Source organism: Chloroflexus islandicus (genome assembly GCF_001650695.1).
In the GTDB taxonomy this organism is placed as follows: Bacteria; Chloroflexota; Chloroflexia; order Chloroflexales; family Chloroflexaceae; genus Chloroflexus; species Chloroflexus islandicus.
In genome coordinates this window covers 15,302-33,954 of the sequence record NZ_LWQS01000059.1, presented here as the reverse complement: position 1 = coordinate 33,954, position 18,653 = coordinate 15,302, and the positions used below count along the sequence as shown (strand labels likewise).

Below are 18,653 nucleotides of genomic sequence, written 5' to 3'. Positions count from 1 at the left end.
CTGCGAGCCAGCGTAGCGCGGCTGTGCATCATACGCCGCTTAGTTACCTGCCTGCAAGAGCAGCATAAGGCGCGCTATAATAGTGAATATCGCTTGAAATGATACATCGTGAGGCCAGCCTATGCCCTTCACCCACGGCCACGCTTTGATCATTGGAGTCGGCAGCTACCAGTATGAGCCGCGGCTGAACGTGCCGATCACGGTGGCTGATGCCGAGGCGGTGGCGACGGTTGTACGCGATCCGCAGTTCTGCGGCTATCCAGCAGCGCAGGTAACGCTCCTGACCAATGCCACTGCAACCCGCGATCGCATCCTTGCCGCGTTGAATGACCTTGCCGCGCGCACGACGCATGCTGATACGGTGTTGATCTTCTACAGCGGTCACGGTGCGTATAGCGCCGATAAAATGTACCATCTCACGACGCACGATACCCGCTGGGCCGGTGATCAGGTGGCAGCCGGTACGGCAGTGAGCCAGCCAGAGTTGCTCGACAGGCTGCGCGCGATTCCGGCGCAACGGCTGCTCTTGCTGATCAATGCCTGCCACGCCGGCGAGCTGTCACCCGTGCTTGGCGGGAGCGAGCAGCTCTCTATCGGCCAGCCGTTGCCGGCGCACACTGCCGATGCGATCCTCGCCACCGGCAGCGGCAGGATCATCATTACCGCCTGTCGCGAACAGCAAGTCTCGTACATCGGCCCCGGCCCGCTCACCATCTTTGCGCAGGCGCTGACCGACGGCTTGCGCGGGCACGGCTTCAGCGGGAGGGCCGGCTACATCAGCGTGTTCGACCTCTACACCCATCTCTATTTTGCGGTGACTGACGCGGTGCAACGGCATGTAACGCCGGCGCAGCGCCAGCTTCACCGTTGCGATACCCAAGAACCGGAATTGACGGTGCTGAAGGGAGTAGGGCCGTTTCCGGTCGCGCTGTACCGCGGGGCCACCACGCTCGGCGACTTCCCGGCAGACCACGCGCCACCCGCCGGCGTTGCCCTGCGCGAGGTACCGCCGGAGCACAGCCAGTGGGTCTTTGCGCAGTCGATCAGCGGCGCTGGGGCAGTTGGGATTGGCGGGTCAGCGAGCAACAGCCCGATCATCACCGGCACCCACAACACGGTGATCCAGTCGGGCCGCGACACCATTCGAGCCGGTAGAGATGTCAACCAGATTGGCGGTGATTATGTGGCCGGCGACAAAATCACCACCGGCAACATCAGCGGCACCGGGATCGCAATTGGCTCACATGCACAGGCCATCGTGCAGCAGAGCAGCGACCACGCGGCCTTCGCCCGCGCCTTCGCCGCGATCTACGCCGCCATCAAGGCCCGCCCGGAAGACCCGAACGTTGATAAAACCGAGATGAGTGATACGGTCAAGAAGATTGAGCAAGAGGCGCTGAAAAGGGATCAAGCCAACGAGCACAAACTCACCCGCTGGCTGCGCAACCTTGCCGCTATGGCCGATGATATCTTTGAGGTCACGGTAGCTGCGCTCACTGGGCCGCAGGCCGCCTTCGCAACCGTCGCGCGCAAGGTAGCAGAAAAGGTACGCAAGGAGCAGAATGATGAGTGAGGGACAATCGAACCAATCTGGCCGCGACACCATCCACGCCGGCAGAGACGTTTACCAGATTGGCGGCGATAATGTGGCCGGCGATAAGGTTGTTCATCTGTACCAAGCGATCTGGCGTCCGTTGCCCGTGCAGTATCGAACGCTGGTGCAGCCGCTGATCGAACACTACACCGCCGTCTTTGGCGGACGTGAGACCGAACTGGCCACGCTTGACGCCTTCTTGGCCGATCCTGACCACCCTTGCGCCCTGCTGGTCGCCCCGACCGGACGCGGCAAAACGGCGCTGCTCGTTCACTGGATCGCGCGGGTGCAACAACAGTCCCCGCAGTGGCGGGTCATCTTCGCGCCGATCAGCATCCGCTTCCAAACCGCGAGCGAGCAGGTCGCGCTGGGATTACTGGCCCACAGCCTTGCCGAAGCCCACAACGATCTTGACCAATACGGCCGCTACGACCAATCGCCGCTCAGCCTGCGCGCGCTGATCAGCGACTATCTGCGCCGCCCGCTCCCCGCCGGCGTCCAACTCCTAGTAGCGATCGACGGGATTGATAAAGCGACCGGCTGGCAGCTCGGCCCGCTGGGCCGTCCCGCCGATCGGGTGAAGATCATCGTGGCGGCGCGCGAGCACGCCAAAGCCACCCGCGCTGACTACCAACACCAGCTTGGCTGGGACTACACGCCGGTCCAGCAGCTCACCCTCGCCAACCTCACCCGGCCCGCCGTCGAAGAGCTGCTGCGGCAGAGCGGGTTGGAGCAGGCCGGCGATCCGGACTTCATCGATCAATTCTACCGGGTCAGCGAAGGCGATCCGCTGACGTGCAACCTGCTGATCAAAGCGCTTACCAGCGGCGCGATCACCCCCGACTCCCTCAGCCGGCGACCGCCTTCGCAACCGTCGCGCGCAAGGTGGCAGAAAAGGTACGCAAGGAGCGGAATGATAAGTGAGGGACAATCGAACCAATCTGGCCCCATCCACGCCGGCAGAGATGTCAACCAGATTGGCGGCGATTATGTCGCCGGCGATAAGGTTGTTCATCAGTACCAAGCGATCTGGCGTCCGCTGCCCGTGCAGTATCGAACGCTGGTGCAGCCACTGATCGAACACTACACCGCCGTCTTTGGCGGACGTGAGACCGAACTGGCCGCGCTCGACGCCTTCTTGGCCGATCCTGACCACCCCTGCGCCCTGCTGGTCGCCCCGACCGGACGCGGCAAAACGGCACTGCTCGTTCACTGGATCGCGCGGGTGCAACAACAGTCCCCGCAGTGGCGGATCATCTTCGCGCCGATCAGCATCCGCTTCCAAACCGCGAGCGAGCAGGTTGCGCTAGGATTGCTGGCCCACAGTCTCGCCGAAGCCCACAACGATCTTGACCAATACAGCCGCTACGACCAATCGCCGCCCAGCCTGCGCGCGCTGATCAGCGACTATCTGCGCCGCCCGCTCCCCGCCGGCGTCCAACTCCTAGTAGCGATCGACGGGATTGATGAAGCGACCGGCTGGCAGCTCGGCCCGCTGGGCCGTCCCGCCGCTGGGGTGAAGATCATCGTGGCGGCGCGCGAGCACGCCAACGCCACCCGCGCCGGCTACCAACACCAGCTTGGCTGGGACTACACGCCGGTCCAGCAGCTCACCCTCGCCAACCTTACCCGGCCTGCCGTCGCTGCGCTGCTGCGGCAGAGCGGGTTGGAGCAGGCCGGCGATCCGGACTTCATCGATCAATTCTACCGGGTCAGCGAAGGCGATCCGCTGACGTGCAACCTGCTGATCAAGGCGCTGCGCAGTAACGCGATCACCCCCGCCTCCCTCAGCCGGCGACCGCCGGGTCTGGCAGAATTCCTCAGAGATTGGGTAGACAGCCTACGGAAACGGCGGCAAGCCAGCCGGCCCATCCGCGAACTGCTGGCGCTCTGCGCCGCCGCCTACGGGCCGCTGAGCAGCGACGATCTCCAAGCCTTGGCGCCGGACGTCTTCGCCGAACAGAGCGAGATTGTTGATGCGGTTCACGACGACGAGGTGGCCCGGTTCATCATCACCGTTGGCGAGCACACGTATGTCTTCAGCCACCAACGGCTGCGCGAAGTCTTCCTCGAACAGGTCTACCCGGCCAAGGATCGGGCCCAGCTCCAGCAACGGTTAATCAGCTACGGCAAGCAGTGGTACGCCAACCGCAGCCAGCCCCTGCCCGACTACCTGCGCCAGTTCTGGATCGCCCACCTGCGCGCTGGCGGGGAATGGGAGCTGATGGAGCGCGTGCTGACGGAGATTGTCCCCAGCGCTGACGGCCAGCGCGTTTACCAACCGTGGCAGGTGGCGCGCTCCGCGGCGGAGGGGAGCGATACCGGCTATCTGAGCGACCTCGCCATCCTCTGGGATTGGGCAGATCAGCATAACGATCTTGGGTTAGCCCTACGCTGCGCGCTGATCGCCGCCAGCCTGCGCAGCCGCAGCGGCAACCTCACGCCGGAACTGCTGGTGCAACTGGTGCAAATAGGCACGCCGGAGGGCACGTGGAGCGCAGCGGCAGCATTAGAGACGGTAGCGCACATGCCGGAGGCAAGGCAGCAGGCCGCGTGTATCGGCGCGCTCATCGAGGCCGGCATCGAACTGCTGTGGGAACGGGCACTGGAGGTTGCCCGCACTATCACCGATGAATGGTACCAAGCGCAGACACTGGCCGCCCTCGCCCCGCACCTGCCATCACCACTGCTGGCCGAGGCCTTTGCCGCCGCTCAAGCCATCACTGATGAGTGGCCCCGCGCCGAGGCACTGGCCGCCCTCGTTCCCCGCTTGCCGCCTGCCGAACGGGACGAAGTGCTGACTAACGCCCTCGCCGCCGTTCAAGCTATCTCCAATGAGTATTCTCACGCCCGCGCGCTGGCCGTCCTCGCTCCCCACCTACCACCTGTTGAACAGGACACCGTGCTGACTAACGCCCTTGCCGCCACCCAAGCCATCGCTAATGAATGGCCCCGCGTCGAGGCGCTGGCCGCCCTCGCTCCTCGCCTGCCCGAACCACTACTGGCCGCGGCCCTCGCTACCGCTCAAACTATCGCTAATGAATGGCCCCGCGCCAAGGCGCTGACCGCTCTCGCCCCCCATCTGCCTAAACCGCTGCTGTCAAAAGCCCTCGCCGCCGCCCTCGCCATCGCTGATAGAAGGTACCGCGTTCGTGTGCTGGCTGCCCTCGCTCCTCACCTGTCATCTGCCGACCGGGACGAAGTGCTGGCCGCGGTCGCCATCGCTGATAGAAGGTACCACGTCCGTGCGCTGGTTACCCTCGCTCCTCACCTGTCGTCTGCCGAACGAAACAACGTGTTAGCTGAGGCTCTTACTACTGCTACCGCCATTCGTGTTGAGGATGAACGTGCCGAGGCGCTGGCCGCCCTCGGCCCCCACCTGCCCGAACCGTTGCTGGCCGACGCCCTCACTGCCGCTAAAGCCATCACCAATGAAGGTCCCCGCGCCGCAGCGCTAGCCGCCCTCGCCCCCCACCTGCCCGAACCGTTGCTAGCCGACGCCCTCGCCGCCGCCCAAGTCATTCGCGCTGCGGATGCCCGCGCCCGCGCGCTGGCCGCCCTCGCCCCCTACCTACCGCCTCCGGACCGGGAAGCGGCTCTGGCCGAGGCCCTCACCGCCGCCCAAACCATCACTGATGAACGGTACCGCGCCGAGGCGCTGGCCGCCCTCGCCCCCCACCTGCCCCCACCCGACCAGACAGCGGCGCTGGCCGAGGTCCTTGCCGCCGCCCAAGCCATCACTGATGAACGGTACCGCGCCGAGGCGCTGGCCGCCCTCGCCCCCCACCTGCCGCCTGCCGAACGGGACGCTGTACTGACCAAGGCCCTCGCCGCCACCCAAGCCATTCGCGCTGCGGATGCCCGCGCCGAGGCGCTAGCCACCCTCGCCCCCCACCTACCACCACCGCTGCTGGTCGATGCATTTGACGTCGCCAAAGCCATCACCGATGCGGGGTACCGTGCCAAGGCGCTCACTGCTATCGCACCCCTCTTGCCACCGCCCAACCGGGAAGCGGCACTAGCAGAGACCCTAACTGCTGCGCAAGCGATCAGCAATGAATGGAGCCGCACCGACGTGCTGGCCGCCCTCGCCCCCCACCTGCCCGAACCGCTGCTGGCCGAGGCCCTCGCCGCCGCCACAGCCATTAATGAGCGGTACCGCGCCCGCGCGCTGGCCGCCCTCGCCCCCCACCTGCCCGAACCGCTGCTGATCGAGGCCCTCGCCGCCGCTCAAGCCATCACTGATGAGTGGTACCGCGCCGAAGCACTGGCCGCCCTCGCCCCCTACCTACCGTCTCCGGACCGGGAAGCGACGCAGGTCAAGGCTCTCGCCGCCGCCCAAGCGATCAACGATGAGAAAAATCGTGCCACGGTGCTGGCTGCCCTCGCCCCCCATCTATCGCCTCCGCTGCTGGCCGAGGCTCTCGCCGCTGCCCAAGCCATTACCAATGAGGAAGCTCGCGCCTATGCGCTAGCTACCCTTGCCTCCCACCTACCACCTGTCGAACGGGACGCTGGGCTGGCCGCTGCCCTCACCACTGCTCTCGCTATCACCGATGTGAAATCCCGCACCTTTGCGCTGGCCGTTCTCGCTCCCCACCTGCCCGAACCGGTGCTGGCCGAGGCCCTCGCCGACGCCCTCGCCGCCGCTTACGTCATTACCGATGCGGAATCCCGCTTCTATGCGCTGGTCACCCTCACCCCTCACCTACCAACTATCAAACGGGAAGCCGTGCTGACCGACGCCTTCACTGCTACTCAAGACATCACCGAAGAAGTGCCCCGTTCCTTCGCGTTGACCACCCTCATTCCCTACCTGCCTAAAGTGCTGCTAGCCGCGGCACTCGCCAGCGCCTGCGCCATTAACCTTGAAGGAATCCGTACCGCAGTACTAGCCGCCCTCGCCCCGCAGCTCGCGAGCGCGCACGGCGACAACGCTGCCCTCTTCGCCAAGACGTTGCGCGACCTTGCCCGCCGTGGTCGTCCGGCGCTGCTCGGCGATCTGGCGGCGCTGGCGCCGTGGATCGTCGCGTTGGCCGAGCAGTTGCAGCAGCCGAAGCTGCCGGCGGCGCTGGCGCAGCATATCGTGGAGACGGCGCGGTGCTGGCCGTGATGGGTGGCGGGATCATTTGGGGGGAGCGGCCACGGATGCGCACGGCGCTTTTGGGAGTGGGCCACAAATCCGTGCCAATCCGTGTCCGCTCTCTATGCCCGCCCCAGCGCCGGCAGGTGCAAATCGCGGCGGACGGCCAGCAGGCGCAGGATCACGACCACCAGCATGCCCACCGCGAGCGCGATCGGTTGCGCGACCCCGAACGCTCCTAGTCCGAGGTAGACCGCGATCCCGCTGACGGCGGCAGTGGCGTAGATTTCGCGGCGCAGGATCAGCGGCACTTGCGCGGTGAGCACATCGCGCAAGACGCCGCCGGTGACGCCGGTCATGGTGCCGAGGAGGATGACGATCAGCGGCGGGCATTGGGCGGCTTCGGCCACTTGCGCGCCAGAGAGGGCGAATAAGCCTAAGCCTAACGCATCGGCCACGAGCAGCGGTGTGCGCGGCGCCGGCCAGAAGCGCAGGTAGGCAACGGTCAGCGCCGCCGCTGCGATGATCACGATGACGTACCACGAATCGCTGATCCAGAAGATCGGGTGCCGGTCGAGCAGTAGATCGCGCAGGGTGCCGCCGCCGATCGCGGTCACCGCTGCAACGACTAGCAGGCCAAAGGCATCGAGTCCGCGGTCGCGAGCGGCGATCACGCCACTGGCGGCAAACACTGCGACGCCGGCAAGGTCGAGGTAGTAGAGGAGCAAGGGTGGTTCCTTTCTGGCTAGGCGGTACCGGCTAAATGTGAGGAGTGCGGCAGTGTGACTGCCGCACTCCATAGCTAGAGCTGCGTCGATCCGGAGTGTAACACACCCGCAATCCAGTTTTCTATCCACCGTTCGCCCGATCCGGCAGACGCATTGCCGGGGAGACGCACTGCCGTGCGTCTTTACGCCCGTTCGCCCGATCCGGCAGACGCATTGCCTTACACACAAAGACGCAGAGCAAGCAAAGGCGCAGAGATGTTTAAACGCAAAGGCGCGAAGAACGCAGAGGGCGCGAAGGTTTTTTGAAGAGGGGCATAAGCACGCTTGAACCACTCCACCAAACCCTTTGCGCCTTTGCGTCTTTGCGTGTTACATACTTTGCGGCCTTTGCGGAGCCGGACAGCCGTCCGGCTCTACAACGGCTTTGCGTGTGACCCTCTGCGCCTTGGCTCGCTTTACGGCTTTGTGTTGACGCCCTCGCCCGCTTTCCGGCTGTCATTGCGAGGGAGCGGCGGTACCCAGCGTGGCTGGGTGCCGCCCGACCGAAGCAATCTCCTGCTTCAGCGGCACGAGCCGGCTCAGAGGCGGGATCTCCTTACGAAGCCCACGGCACGGGCTGATCGGTGAGTGATGGGATCCCGCCCTCGCGGGAGATTGCTTCGCCTCGCGGTGGGCCGAGCAACGCTCGGCCCCGACCGCTCGGCTCGCAATGACATGGGGGGAGCGGCGCTTCCCTAACCACCTTGGCGCCGGTTGGGGTTTTTACCGCAGGGGGCGCGGAGGACGCGGAGGGGTATCAACACACCAACATCCCTTTGCGCCCTCTGCGGAGCCGGACAGCCGTCCGGCTCTACAACGGCTTTGCGTTTAAAGCCTTTGCGCCCTCTGCGTTCTTTGCGGCTTTGCGTTTGAACCCTTTGCGCCTTTGCTCGCTTTGCCGTGCGGCTCTACAGGCGATACGCTCGGCGCGCCAACCCGACCGCCAGTTCGCCGGCCAGCTCGACCGCGTCGTCTTCGGTGAGCAGGCCTTCCACCACGTGGCCGGCCAGCCAGTCGCAGCTCACGCGCTGCCAGACATCGTGGCGGGCCGGGATTGAGCAGAAGGCGCGGGTGTCGTCGTTGAAGCCGGCGGTGTTGGCGAAGCCAGCCGTTTCGATCACCAGATCGAAGTAGCGGCGCATGCCTTGCACGCTGTCAAAGAACCACCACGGCGGGCCGAGCAGCACGGCGGAATAGTAGCCGGCTAACGGTGCTAGCTCGCGGCTGTAGGTGCTCTCGTCGAGGGTGAAGAGAATAAGGCGGAAGCGCGGGTCGTCGCCGTAGGCGTTGAGCAACGGGCGCAGGTTGCGCGTCCATTCGGTGGCGAGCGGAATGTCGGCGCCTTTGTCGGGGCCGAAGCGGGCTAGCAGCGCCGCGTGATGGTTGCGCAAACTGCCGGCATGGAGTTGCATGACCAAGCCGTCTTCGCAGCTCATGCGGGCGAACTCGATCAGCATGTGGGCGGTGAAGCGGGCCGCGTCGCTTGCCGTGGCTGCGCCGCGCAAAGCGCGCGTGAAGATTGTCTCTGCTTCAACTGGGCTCAGCCGCTCGGTGTATGGCGTCTCGACACCGTGATCGGTTGCCAGCGCGCCAAGCGCTTTGAACGCGGCCCGCCGCTGTTCGATGGCCATGATGAAGGTGCGGTAATCCACCACGTCAATCCCAGCCAAACTGCTTAGCCGGCTAACAGTCTCGCGCCAGCCGGGGTCAGCCAGCGCGAGCAGCGCGTCGGGGCGGAAGGTGGGGCGCACTTGCGGGAAGCCGTCAGCGCGCAGGCGGCGGTGGTGGTCGAGCGGATCGGTCGCGGCGTCGGTGGTGGCGAGCAGTTCGATCTGGAAGCGGCGGAAGAGCGCGCGCGGGGTGAAATCCGGTTCGGCCAGCCGGGCCGCAATCTGATCGTAGATGCGTTGGGCGCTGGCGGCAGTGAGCCGTTCCGTGACCCCAAACAGCTCAACCAGCACGGTCGCCAGCCAGAGGCCGGTGGGGGTGGCGCGAAACAGGTGAATGTGTTCGGCGAAGCGTTGCCAGATCGCGCGGTGATCGGTCTCGTGCCAGCCGCCATCTCGCGGCGCAATCCCCATGTGTGCGAGCGAAACCCCTTGGCTGGCTAGCATGCGCAAGATGTAGTGATCGGGCAGGATGAAGAGTTCGGTCGGCGAGCCAAAGCGCGCTACTGGATCGGCCAGCAACTGCGGCGGCACGTGGCCGTGCGGGCAGACGAGCGGCAACGTGTTGACCTGTTCGTAGAGCGCGCGGGCGAGGGTGCGGCGGGCCGGGTCGCTGCTGAAACATCGGTCAGGCGAGAGCGGCCATAGCATACGACCTCCTAATCCAAAGGCGCAGAGCAAGCAAAGGCGCAGAGGACGCCAAGAACGCAAAGCATTTTAAACGCAAAGGCGCGAAGAACGCTAAGAACGCAGAGGCTTTTTGGGGTTGTAAAATCGCGATTTAGCTCATTGTAACGCGCTAAATCAGCGCGAAGAACGCTAAGAACGCAGAGGCTTTTTGGGGAGGGGTACAAGCACGCTTGAACCACTCCACCAAACCCTTTGCGCCTTTGCGCCGGCGCAGAGATGCTAAACGCAAAGACGCGAAGGACGCAGAGGGCGCAAAGGGTTTTTGGGAGGGGTACAAGCAGGCTCGAACCATCCCAAACAACATCCTTTGCGTCTTTGCTCCCTCTGCGTCTCTGCGTTGTACACTTTGCGCCTTTGCGTGTTACATCCTTTGCGCCCTTTGCGTCCTAGTAAACAGATCTTTGCGTTAGGTGAGCAATCTCTCTCGCGCAACCTACCGCGCTTGCGCTACAGTATACCTATCCTTGCGATAGGTGCGCATGCGTGGCAATTGGCCCATTCCCCAGAACAAAGGAGGCAGCACAATGAAGTGCCGCGAACGGCTCGAACAGTATCTGCACGACAATGGCGTCGCCTACCATCTTTACCATCACGCGCCGGCCTACACCGCGCAGGCAGTGGCCGAACGCGAGCACGTGCCGAACCAGATGGTGGCGAAGGTGGTGATCGCAGTGGCCGATGGCGAGCTGGTGATGCTGGTGGTGCCGGCCTCGCGCCGGATTGATGTAGCAAAGGTGCGCGCGTTGCTCAATGCTAGCGAGGTGCGGCTGGCGACCGAGTTGGAATTGGCCGAAGCCTTCCCGGATTGTGAGATTGGCGCTATTCCGCCGTTCGGCAATCTCTATCAGATGCCGGTGTACGTTGACGAGACACTGACCGCCGATCCGATTATCTTCATCCAGCCGGGAGAGCATACCACTGCGTTGAGCCTGTCCTACAGCGACTTTGCCCGGCTGGCGCAGCCAACCATCGCCTCGTTCGTCGCCGAGCACCGGCGCGAAGTGGCGGCGCCGCATAACGACATCAAAGAGATGGGTGCGTGGTAAGCGGAAGGCGCAGAGGGGGCAAAGGCGCAGAGGATGCAGAGATTCTAAACGCAAAGACGCCAAGAACGCAGAGGGCGCGAAGGTTTTTTGGGGAGGGGTACAAGCACGCTTACACCATATACTCAAAACCTTTGCGTCTTTGCGCCTTTGCGTGTAAAACTCTTTGCGTCTTTGCGGCTTGAGGTTGAAGGGGTGAGCGATGGAACTACATCTCGTGCCAATCAAGAAACCGGCTGAGCTGAACATCATTCTCGGCCAGAGCCATTTCATCAAGACGGTCGAAGATCTGCACGAGGCACTGGTCAACGCCGTACCGGGGATTCGCTTCGGCCTCGCCTTCTGCGAAGCGTCGGGCGAACGGCTAGTGCGCTGGAGCGGCACCGACGAGACGTTGATCACGCTGGCGCGCGAGAATGCGCTGGCGATCGGCGCCGGGCACAGCTTTCTCATCGTGCTTGGCAACGGGTTCTATCCGGTCAATGTGTTGAACGCCATCAAACAGGTGCCGGAGGTCTGCCGCATCTTTTGCGCCACCGCCAACCCGGTCGAGGTGGTGATCGCCGAGAGCAGCCAAGGGCGGGGCATCCTCGGCGTGATCGACGGCTCGCCGCCGCTGGGTGTTGAGGACGAAGCGGGTATCGCGTGGCGGAAAGAGTTCTTGCGCCGGATTGGGTATAAGTTGTAGGAACTGTGGAGTGCGGCAGTCAAACTGCCGCACTCCATAACCGCCGCTTCGCGAGCGCGAGAGCAACCCCTTTCCGTATCGCTGCACCTCCCTCCCCCAGCGGGGGAGGGCTGGGGTGGGGCCAGATCCCCCCTCCCCCAGCGGGGGAGGGGCCGGGGGTGGGGGCCACGCCGCTTGCTACGAGCGCGGGAGCAACCCGCGGTGGGTTCGCTCGCGCCAAAGCGGGAGATTGCTTCGGGCGCTTCGCGCCCTCGCAATGACAGACGGGCCTGTCATTGCGAGCCGCCGGAGGCGGCGAAGCAATCCCCCACGAGCGCGGGAGCGGCCACTTTCCGCATCGCTGTAACTCCCTCCCCCATTGAGGGATGGACAGAACACTTGGTTGAGTACTACTGTTTGATCGCTATGCGACGCCTCAACACTCGGTTCTCCGCTCCCCTCTCCCGCGCCAGTGGGAGAGGGGCTGGGGGTGAGGGCCAGCAGCCCGCGCAGCGGGCTTCGTAATCCTAGCCCGGCCCTTTAGGGCCGGGTTCTGGGCAGATCGCCCTTGCCCCCGGAGAAGGAGGCCGGGGGTGGGGCCACACCACTCCCCGCGAGCGCAGGAACTGCCTGCTGTACCATGAGAGACGGAACGTCGCTTTGTCTATAAGGGAACCCTATGCCCACCAAAACCGACTGGTGCGCCATCATCGATCGCCATCTGCCCCCGGTTAACCAGCTCGTCGCGCGCAATCGCGCTATCACCGCCGCCTACGCCAGTTGGTATCTGCGCCAGCCGTGGTTGTTTCGCTGGGCTGGCTTAGCCGCCTTTGCTTCGGCCCAAGCCGGGATTGGTATCGCGCTGGCCGAGCAACTGATGGCACCGCAGCGGATGATCGGCAACGGCGCTGCGCAACCGGCCAATGCCGCCACGCTCGACCTGCTCGGCGTGCTGGCGGGGCGCGGCGTAAGTCTGGCCCTGCTTGCGCCTACCCTGCTGCACGCCGCCGCCACCGGCCAACTGCTGGAAGACTTGTTGGTTATCAAACAGGCCAACGATGCTATCTTCAACGATACCGGCTGGGCCCATCTGGCCTACATCCACGGCGGGTTGGCCGAGCTAGAGCGGTGCGTTGCCGAGAGCGATCAGGCTATTCTGGTAGCCTTTCGCCTGCTTGATGAAGGCGCGCAACGCATGTGCAAACCTGAGACCTTCACTGACGGCTGGGAGTTGGTGAATCAGGCGGCGCTGACCCTGCTGCGCCACGAGCAGATGACGATCTTGCCGCCGTATATGGCCCGCTTGTCAGACCTTGGCCGCCTGATCGCTTCGTTGGGCACGTGGATGGACTTTACCGGCGGCGGGCCAGTGGGGGGGCCGTCCTTCCCCAACTTCTTTGGCTTACCGGCGGTGTTGAGCGGCGCGCGTAGCATTGCCAATACCACCGACCGCTGGACGTGGATCGAGCGCGATCTGTTGCCGGCGTGGTTTGCGCACAGCGCAGCCTACCGTGAAGGTGGCCCGCTCGATCGCCGGTTGCGTATGCTGGCAGAGAGTTAGGATAGCCGCAAAAAGCCGAGCTGATATAGCGTATACTCATATTGCAGTTAACACACCTTACGCTGTGTGCGTTGAGCATGCAGACATTTGGCGCCGAACCGGCGCCACTGGCACTATGTGCTGAGAAAAAAGCCGGCGCCATCTCGCCTGCCTATATGAAAGCACCAACCACCACGATGACCCTCAACATCACGATCATCTCCCGTTCCGAATGGCCCGCCGTGCTCGAACTGTTTGACCGCTGCAACCACAGCGACGGCATCGTCTTACCGGTGTGGCTCGATGCCGATCCGTTGCCGGCACTGGTCGCGGCGCGGATCGGCGAGACCGTAGCGGGGGGTGCGGTGCTGTACGGCTACTTTGAGATCGAAGCCGTGATTGCGGTTGATCCAGCGTGGCGCCGGCGCGGCATTGGCCGGAGCTTGCTGACCCAGATCGGGCAATGGGCGCAGGCGCGGGGCGGGAGCTGGGTGGCGGTGGCTGATGAAGCGGGGCCAGCGGTCGCGCCATTCGCGGCGGCATTGGGGTTGCAACGGCTGAACATCGAAGTGCAGCTTGTCCTTGACCCGGCCCGGCTGCCGCCGCTGCCTGATGTGCCGGCGGCGTGGCACACCCGCCTCGCTGAACCCAATGACGCCGATGCGCTGACCGCGATCATCGCCGATGCCTTCGGCGACCCCGTCGAGCAGGTGGCGGCGTTTGTCGCCGACCGCATCGCGAACCCGGTGCATCGCTTTGTGATCGGCGAAATCGGCGCGAGACCGGTGGCGGCGATGCGCCTGCTGCGCAACGAGCAGGGGATCATGATCACGACTTTCGGCGTGCGCCGCGACCAGCAGGGCCGCGGGTATGGCCGGCTGCTCTTGCTGACCACCCTGCACCGTCTGCTCGCCGCTGGCTATCACGATATCCGGATCGAAGTGGAAGAGACCAACGTGCCGGCCTTCAACCTCTACCGCGCGTGCGGCTTTGTGCCGCAGCGACGGTACGGGATGTATGGCCGCCCTTCGTAAAGCCGCACGGCTGTGCGGCTCTCCTAGACGCACGGCGCAAAGCGAGCAAAGGCGCAGAGAATTTTACCGCAAAGGCGCAGAGGACGCAGAGGGCGCAAAGCTCTTTGGAATGGTACTCATCCTCTGCGTTCTCTGCGCCCTCTGCGGTAAAAAAACACCCCCTCCCCCAGCGGGGGAGGGGCCGGGGGTGGGGGCAAGATCCCCCCTCCCCCAGCGGGGGAGGGGCCGGGGGTGGGGGCCAGCACCCCACGCCGCAGATTTCGTACTCTTAGCGTGACCCTTCAGAGCTGGGTTCACCGTCCTGCCTTCCCAGAGCCGGCTTGTGCCGCTGAAGCGGGAGATTGCTTCGGTCGGGCGGCACCCAGCGCGGCTGGGTGCCGCCACTCCCTCGCAATGACAGCCGGAAAGCGGGTGAGGGGAACCGAAATCCCTGCCCTCGGCGCCCTCTGCGGTAAAACATCTACGGTTAGAGCCTCTTGACAGGGGGTGGTTTCTCTGCTATTTTAGGCATGGCTAAAAAATATTTTTGCAGGGATTGATATGCGTCTTCGGCTAGGCTTCATCGTGATCATGCTCGTGATCTTAAGCGGCTGCGCCGCGCCGGCAGCCGATGGGAGGATCCGGGTGGTCGCGACCACTGGCCCGATCGGCGATATTGTGCAGGCGTTGGCCGGCGAGCGGGTGGCGTTGCGCACGATGCTCGGCCCCGGCATTGATCCGCATACCTATGTTGCGACTGAGAGCGACTTGTTTGCCCTGCAAGAGGCCCGGCTGATTCTCTACAACGGCTTGCACCTCGAAGCTGGTCTGAGCCGGGTGTTTACGGCGATCAACCGGAGCGGGCGGATACCCGCGATCGCTGTGGCGGAAGCGGTGCCGGAGGCGCTGCTATTGCGCTGGGAGGAGGGTGATAAGGTCTATGACCCGCACGTGTGGCACGATCCACAACGCTGGCGCTACGCGGTGGAAGCGGTGCGCGATGCGTTGATCGCGGTTGACCCGGCGGGCAGCGCGATCTACCGGCAGCGCAGCGAGCAGTATCTGGCTGAGTTGCAAGCACTCGATGCGGAGCTACGCGCGCTGGCTGGGCAGATTCCGCCCGAGCGGCGCATCCTTGTGACCGCGCACGATGCCTTTCAATACTTTGGGCAGGCCTACGGCTTGCGGGTGGAAGCGGTGCAAGGCATTAGCACGGCCAGCGAAGCCAGCGCTGCCGATATTCGCGCCTTGACCGAACTGGTGGTCGCCAACCGCATTCCGGCGATCTTCGTCGAGACCAGCGTCTCGCCGCGCACGATCGAGGCGGTGCAGAGCGCGGCTCGCGCCGCCGGCCACGAGGTGCGGGTTGGCGGTGAACTCTACTCTGACTCGCTTGGCGATCCCGATGGGCCAGCCGGGACGTATGCCGGCATGATGCGCCACAATATGCAGACGATCGTCGCTGCGCTCGCGCCTGCCGGTTCAGATTGATGAGAGCAACCAGCAGTAATTGAATAACCGTACTGATGGAGGAAACACGTATGGCGTTTGCCGTCGAAATAGAAGACCTGACCGTCGCCTACGGCGATAAACCGGCGCTCTGGGATGTTGATTTGCGCGTGCCGCAGGGGGTGTTGATGGCGATTGTCGGCCCTAACGGGGCCGGCAAGACGACGCTGCTCAAGGCTACCTTGGGGTTGATCAAGCCAGCAGCGGGCAGTGTGCGGATTCACGGCCAGCCCTACGAACAACAACGCCGCCTTGTCGCTTATGTACCGCAACGCAGCAGCGTTGACTGGGACTTTCCCACGACGGTGTTGGATGTGGTGATGATGGGGCGCTACGGTCAGCTTGGCTGGTTGCGCCGTCCGGGCCGGGCCGAGCGCGAAGCGGCGCTGGCTGCGCTCGAACAGGTGCAGATGGCCGATTTCGCCCACCGCCAGATCGGCCAGCTCTCCGGCGGCCAGCAGCAGCGGGTCTTCTTGGCCCGCGCCTTGGCCCAGAACGCCGAGGTCTATTTTATGGATGAGCCGTTCCAAGGGGTGGACGCTGTCACCGAGCGGGCGATCATCCACGTCTTGCGCAAGCTGCGCGCCGCCGGCAAGACGGTGGTGGTGGTGCATCACGACTTACAAACCGTGCCAGAGTATTTCGATCAGGTGGCGTTGATCAATGTGCGCCGGATTGCCGCCGGCCCGGTGCGCGAGGTGTTTACCGAAGCCAATCTGCGCGCAACCTACGGTGGCCGGGTGGCGCTGCTGGGGGCGAACGGTTCGGCTGGCGCTGTCACCACACCCACACCGGCGCCGGGAGATTGATGTGAGCCTATGGAACTCTTCACCGACTATACGCTGCGCAACGTTACCCTCGGCTCAATGCTGCTCGGCGCGATCAGCGGCTTGCTTGGCTGCTTTGCGGTGCTGCGCCGGCAAGCATTGCTCGGCGATGCAATGTCGCACGCGGCTTTGCCCGGCATTGCGCTCGCGTTTTTGCTGACCGGCCAGCGCGACCCGTTTACGCTGCTGCTCGGCGCCGCCATTGCAGCGCTGGTCGCTGCGCTCTGGTTGTTGGCGATTGTGCGCACCAGCCGGATCAAGGATGACGCGGCGCTGGCCCTCATCCTCGCCGTCTTTTTTGGCTTTGGCTTGGTGCTGCTCTCGTATGTCCAGCGCCAACCCACCGCTGCCCAAGCCGGCCTTAAGAGTTTTCTGTTCGGGCAGGCAGCGGCCTTAGTCGAACGCGATTTGTGGGCCATGCTGGCGATTGGCGGGCCGGCGCTGGCGTTGATCGCGATCTTTTGGCCGCAAGTGAAACTGATCAGCTTCGACCCCGATGTTGCCCGCAGCCTTGGACTGCCGGTGCGCCGGTTTGAGGTTTTGCTAACCGGTGTGCTCGTCGCGGCTATCGTGATCGGGTTGCAGACGGTCGGGGTGGTGTTGATGAGCGCGATGCTGATTGCGCCGGCGGTGGCTGCCCGCCAATGGACAAACCGGCTCGAGACGATGGTGCTGCTGGCCGCCGGCTTTGGCGCGCTAGCGGCGTTTATCGGCGCGTGGATCAGCGCGCAGGGCGAGCGGCTCGCTACTGGGCCGGTGATTGTGCTAGCGATGAGCGCCTTAACCGCAATCTCGCTGCTGATCGCCCCCGAACGCGGCTTGCTCTGGCGACGGTGGCGGCTGATGCGGCAATGGCAGATCGGGAATGGCGAGTGATGAGGTGGAGGCCATGCTGACGCCACAACTCGAAGTGCAACTGATTGCCGTGATCATCGCCGCCGCCTGCGCCTTGCCGGGAGTGTTCCTTGTGTTGCGCCGCATGGCCATGCTGAGCGACGCGATCAGCCATACCGTCTTGCTGGGGATTGTGCTGGCTTACCTGATCAGCAACAGCCTCGCCTCGCCGCTGTTGTTTGTGGGTACAGCAGCAATGGGCGTGATCACGGTCTGGTTGGTCGAAATGGTGAGCGGCAGCCGGCTGGTGCGTGAAGACGCCGCGATCGGGTTGGTCTTTCCGGCGCTGTTCAGTATCGCGGTGCTGCTCATCTCGCGCTACACCGGCAACATCCACCTCGACACCGACAGCGTGCTGCTGGGAGAATTGGCCTTTGCGCCGTTTGACCGGATCGAGCTGTTGGGAATCGATCTGCCGCGCGCGTTGATCTTCGGCGGCGGCGCGTTGATCTTGAATGCGATCTTGCTCGCACTCTTCTACAAAGAGTTGAAATTGGCGACGTTTGATCCGGCCTTGGCCGCCACTCTCGGCTTCAGCCCCGCCATCATCCACTACGGCCTGATGACCAGCGTCTCGCTAACCGCCGTCACTGCCTTTGACGCCGTTGGCTCGATCTTGGTGATCGCGTTGATGGTCGCGCCGCCGGCGACGGCCTACCTGCTCACTGACCGGCTGCCGCGCATGATTGGTCTCAGCGTCGCGATCGGCGTCGCCGCTGCGCTGAGCGGGTATTGGGTTGCGCGCTGGTTCGATGTCTCGATCGCCGGCGCTATGGCGACCATGGCCGGCATTGGCTTCGGCGCGGCATGGCTCTTCGCGCCGCAGCGCGGCATCGTTGCGCAGGCGTTGCAACACCGCAGCCGGCGCGAGCGGTTTGCCGTGCAGATGTTAACTCTGCACCTGCTCAACCACGAGAGCACTGGCGATGCGGCGATCGAGTGCCATCCCCGCCACCTGATCGAAGAACTGCGCTGGCCACCGGCCTTCGCCAACGCGATCGTCCGCCGGGCCGAACAGAGCGGGTTGGTGCGGCGGCAAGGCGACGTGTTATGCCTGACCGAACAGGGCCGGGCATTGGCCCGCGACCTGTAAAACATTGTAGAGCCGCACGGCCGTGCGGCTCCCCCTGACGATGTGCCCCACGTATTGTTCAGCCGCACGGCCGTGCGGCTCCCCCCCACGCCGGTACACCACGACCTGTAGAGCCGCACGGCGGTGCGGATCCCCACCCCCCGCACAGCGGTACGGACAGAACATTTGATTGATGACAACGGTTGATCGCTGCGCGATGCCTCAAAGCCCGGTGCCACGCTCCCCATCACCCCTCCCCCAGCGGGGGAGGGGCAAGGGGTGGGGGC

12 protein-coding genes are annotated in these 18,653 nt (G+C 64.4%); 10 read left to right on the top strand and 2 right to left on the bottom strand.

Going from position 1 to position 18,653, the window contains the following annotated elements:
- Positions 1–121: 121 nt before the first annotated feature.
- Together A6A03_RS11495 and A6A03_RS11490 are read left to right on the top strand one after the other, a co-directional pair.
- Positions 122–1,573: a caspase family protein gene (locus tag A6A03_RS11495; RefSeq protein ID WP_066788155.1), complete on the top strand. Its 1,452-nt coding sequence runs from the start codon at positions 122–124 to the stop codon at positions 1,571–1,573.
- Positions 1,566–6,707 (top strand): ATP-binding protein, encoded by a 5,142-nt coding sequence (locus tag A6A03_RS11490; protein WP_066788151.1) that lies wholly within the window; start codon positions 1,566–1,568, stop codon positions 6,705–6,707. Before A6A03_RS11495 ends, A6A03_RS11490 begins: the two co-directional genes overlap by 8 nt.
- A gap of 92 nt (positions 6,708–6,799) precedes the next feature.
- Here the strand turns inward: A6A03_RS11490 and A6A03_RS11485 are convergent, their stop codons facing one another.
- Complete coding sequence (locus A6A03_RS11485) at positions 6,800–7,405, bottom strand: trimeric intracellular cation channel family protein (RefSeq protein WP_066788148.1); 606 nt, start codon at positions 7,403–7,405, stop codon at positions 6,800–6,802.
- A 947-nt stretch (positions 7,406–8,352) separates the two neighbouring features.
- Positions 8,353–9,762 carry a glucuronate isomerase gene (uxaC, locus tag A6A03_RS11480; RefSeq protein WP_066788145.1) on the bottom strand — a complete coding sequence of 470 codons (1,410 nt, stop codon included), beginning with the start codon at positions 9,760–9,762 and terminating at the stop codon, positions 8,353–8,355.
- A 563-nt stretch (positions 9,763–10,325) separates the two neighbouring features.
- Between uxaC and A6A03_RS11475 the strand changes: the two genes are divergently transcribed.
- From A6A03_RS11475 to A6A03_RS11440, 8 genes are all read left to right on the top strand, one after another.
- The gene (locus A6A03_RS11475; protein WP_066788143.1) at positions 10,326–10,847 is read left to right on the top strand and encodes an aminoacyl-tRNA deacylase; all 522 of its coding nucleotides are present in this window, start codon (positions 10,326–10,328) and stop codon (positions 10,845–10,847) included.
- A gap of 199 nt (positions 10,848–11,046) precedes the next feature.
- Positions 11,047–11,532, top strand: coding sequence for an adenosine diphosphatase (locus A6A03_RS11470; RefSeq protein WP_066788141.1), 486 nt, complete (start codon positions 11,047–11,049; stop codon positions 11,530–11,532).
- A gap of 658 nt (positions 11,533–12,190) precedes the next feature.
- Positions 12,191–13,072, top strand: coding sequence for a DUF2515 family protein (locus A6A03_RS11465; protein WP_066788139.1), 882 nt, complete (start codon positions 12,191–12,193; stop codon positions 13,070–13,072).
- 77 nt (positions 13,073–13,149) lie between these two features.
- Positions 13,150–14,085 carry a GNAT family N-acetyltransferase gene (locus A6A03_RS11460; RefSeq protein ID WP_245668959.1) on the top strand — a complete coding sequence of 312 codons (936 nt, stop codon included), beginning with the start codon at positions 13,150–13,152 and terminating at the stop codon, positions 14,083–14,085.
- Between the two features lie 540 nt (positions 14,086–14,625).
- Positions 14,626–15,555, top strand: coding sequence for a metal ABC transporter solute-binding protein, Zn/Mn family (locus A6A03_RS11455; protein WP_066788137.1), 930 nt, complete (start codon positions 14,626–14,628; stop codon positions 15,553–15,555).
- A gap of 50 nt (positions 15,556–15,605) precedes the next feature.
- Positions 15,606–16,382 carry a metal ABC transporter ATP-binding protein gene (locus A6A03_RS11450; RefSeq protein WP_066788134.1) on the top strand — a complete coding sequence of 259 codons (777 nt, stop codon included), beginning with the start codon at positions 15,606–15,608 and terminating at the stop codon, positions 16,380–16,382.
- 9 nt (positions 16,383–16,391) lie between these two features.
- Positions 16,392–17,276, top strand: a complete 885-nt coding sequence (locus tag A6A03_RS11445; protein ID WP_066788131.1) for a metal ABC transporter permease — start codon at positions 16,392–16,394, stop codon at positions 17,274–17,276.
- 13 nt (positions 17,277–17,289) lie between these two features.
- Positions 17,290–18,387, top strand: a complete 1,098-nt coding sequence (locus tag A6A03_RS11440) for a metal ABC transporter permease (RefSeq protein ID WP_172812308.1) — start codon at positions 17,290–17,292, stop codon at positions 18,385–18,387.
- The last annotated feature ends 266 nt before the right edge of the window (positions 18,388–18,653 follow it).

Bases quoted from the DNA above. Each gene is read 5' to 3' on its own strand.
- A6A03_RS11495 (WP_066788155.1), top strand. From the start codon at position 122: ATGCCCTTCACCCACGGCCACGCTTTGATCATTGGAGTCGGCAGCTAC.
- A6A03_RS11490 (WP_066788151.1), top strand. From the start codon at position 1,566: ATGAGTGAGGGACAATCGAACCAATCTGGCCGCGACACCATCCACGCC.
- uxaC (WP_066788145.1), bottom strand. From the start codon at position 9,762: ATGCTATGGCCGCTCTCGCCTGACCGATGTTTCAGCAGCGACCCGGCC.
- A6A03_RS11475 (WP_066788143.1), top strand. From the start codon at position 10,326: ATGAAGTGCCGCGAACGGCTCGAACAGTATCTGCACGACAATGGCGTC.
- A6A03_RS11470 (WP_066788141.1), top strand. From the start codon at position 11,047: ATGGAACTACATCTCGTGCCAATCAAGAAACCGGCTGAGCTGAACATC.
- A6A03_RS11465 (WP_066788139.1), top strand. From the start codon at position 12,191: ATGCCCACCAAAACCGACTGGTGCGCCATCATCGATCGCCATCTGCCC.
- A6A03_RS11460 (WP_245668959.1), top strand. From the start codon at position 13,150: ATGCAGACATTTGGCGCCGAACCGGCGCCACTGGCACTATGTGCTGAG.
- A6A03_RS11455 (WP_066788137.1), top strand. From the start codon at position 14,626: ATGCGTCTTCGGCTAGGCTTCATCGTGATCATGCTCGTGATCTTAAGC.
- A6A03_RS11450 (WP_066788134.1), top strand. From the start codon at position 15,606: ATGGCGTTTGCCGTCGAAATAGAAGACCTGACCGTCGCCTACGGCGAT.
- A6A03_RS11445 (WP_066788131.1), top strand. From the start codon at position 16,392: ATGGAACTCTTCACCGACTATACGCTGCGCAACGTTACCCTCGGCTCA.
- A6A03_RS11440 (WP_172812308.1), top strand. From the start codon at position 17,290: ATGCTGACGCCACAACTCGAAGTGCAACTGATTGCCGTGATCATCGCC.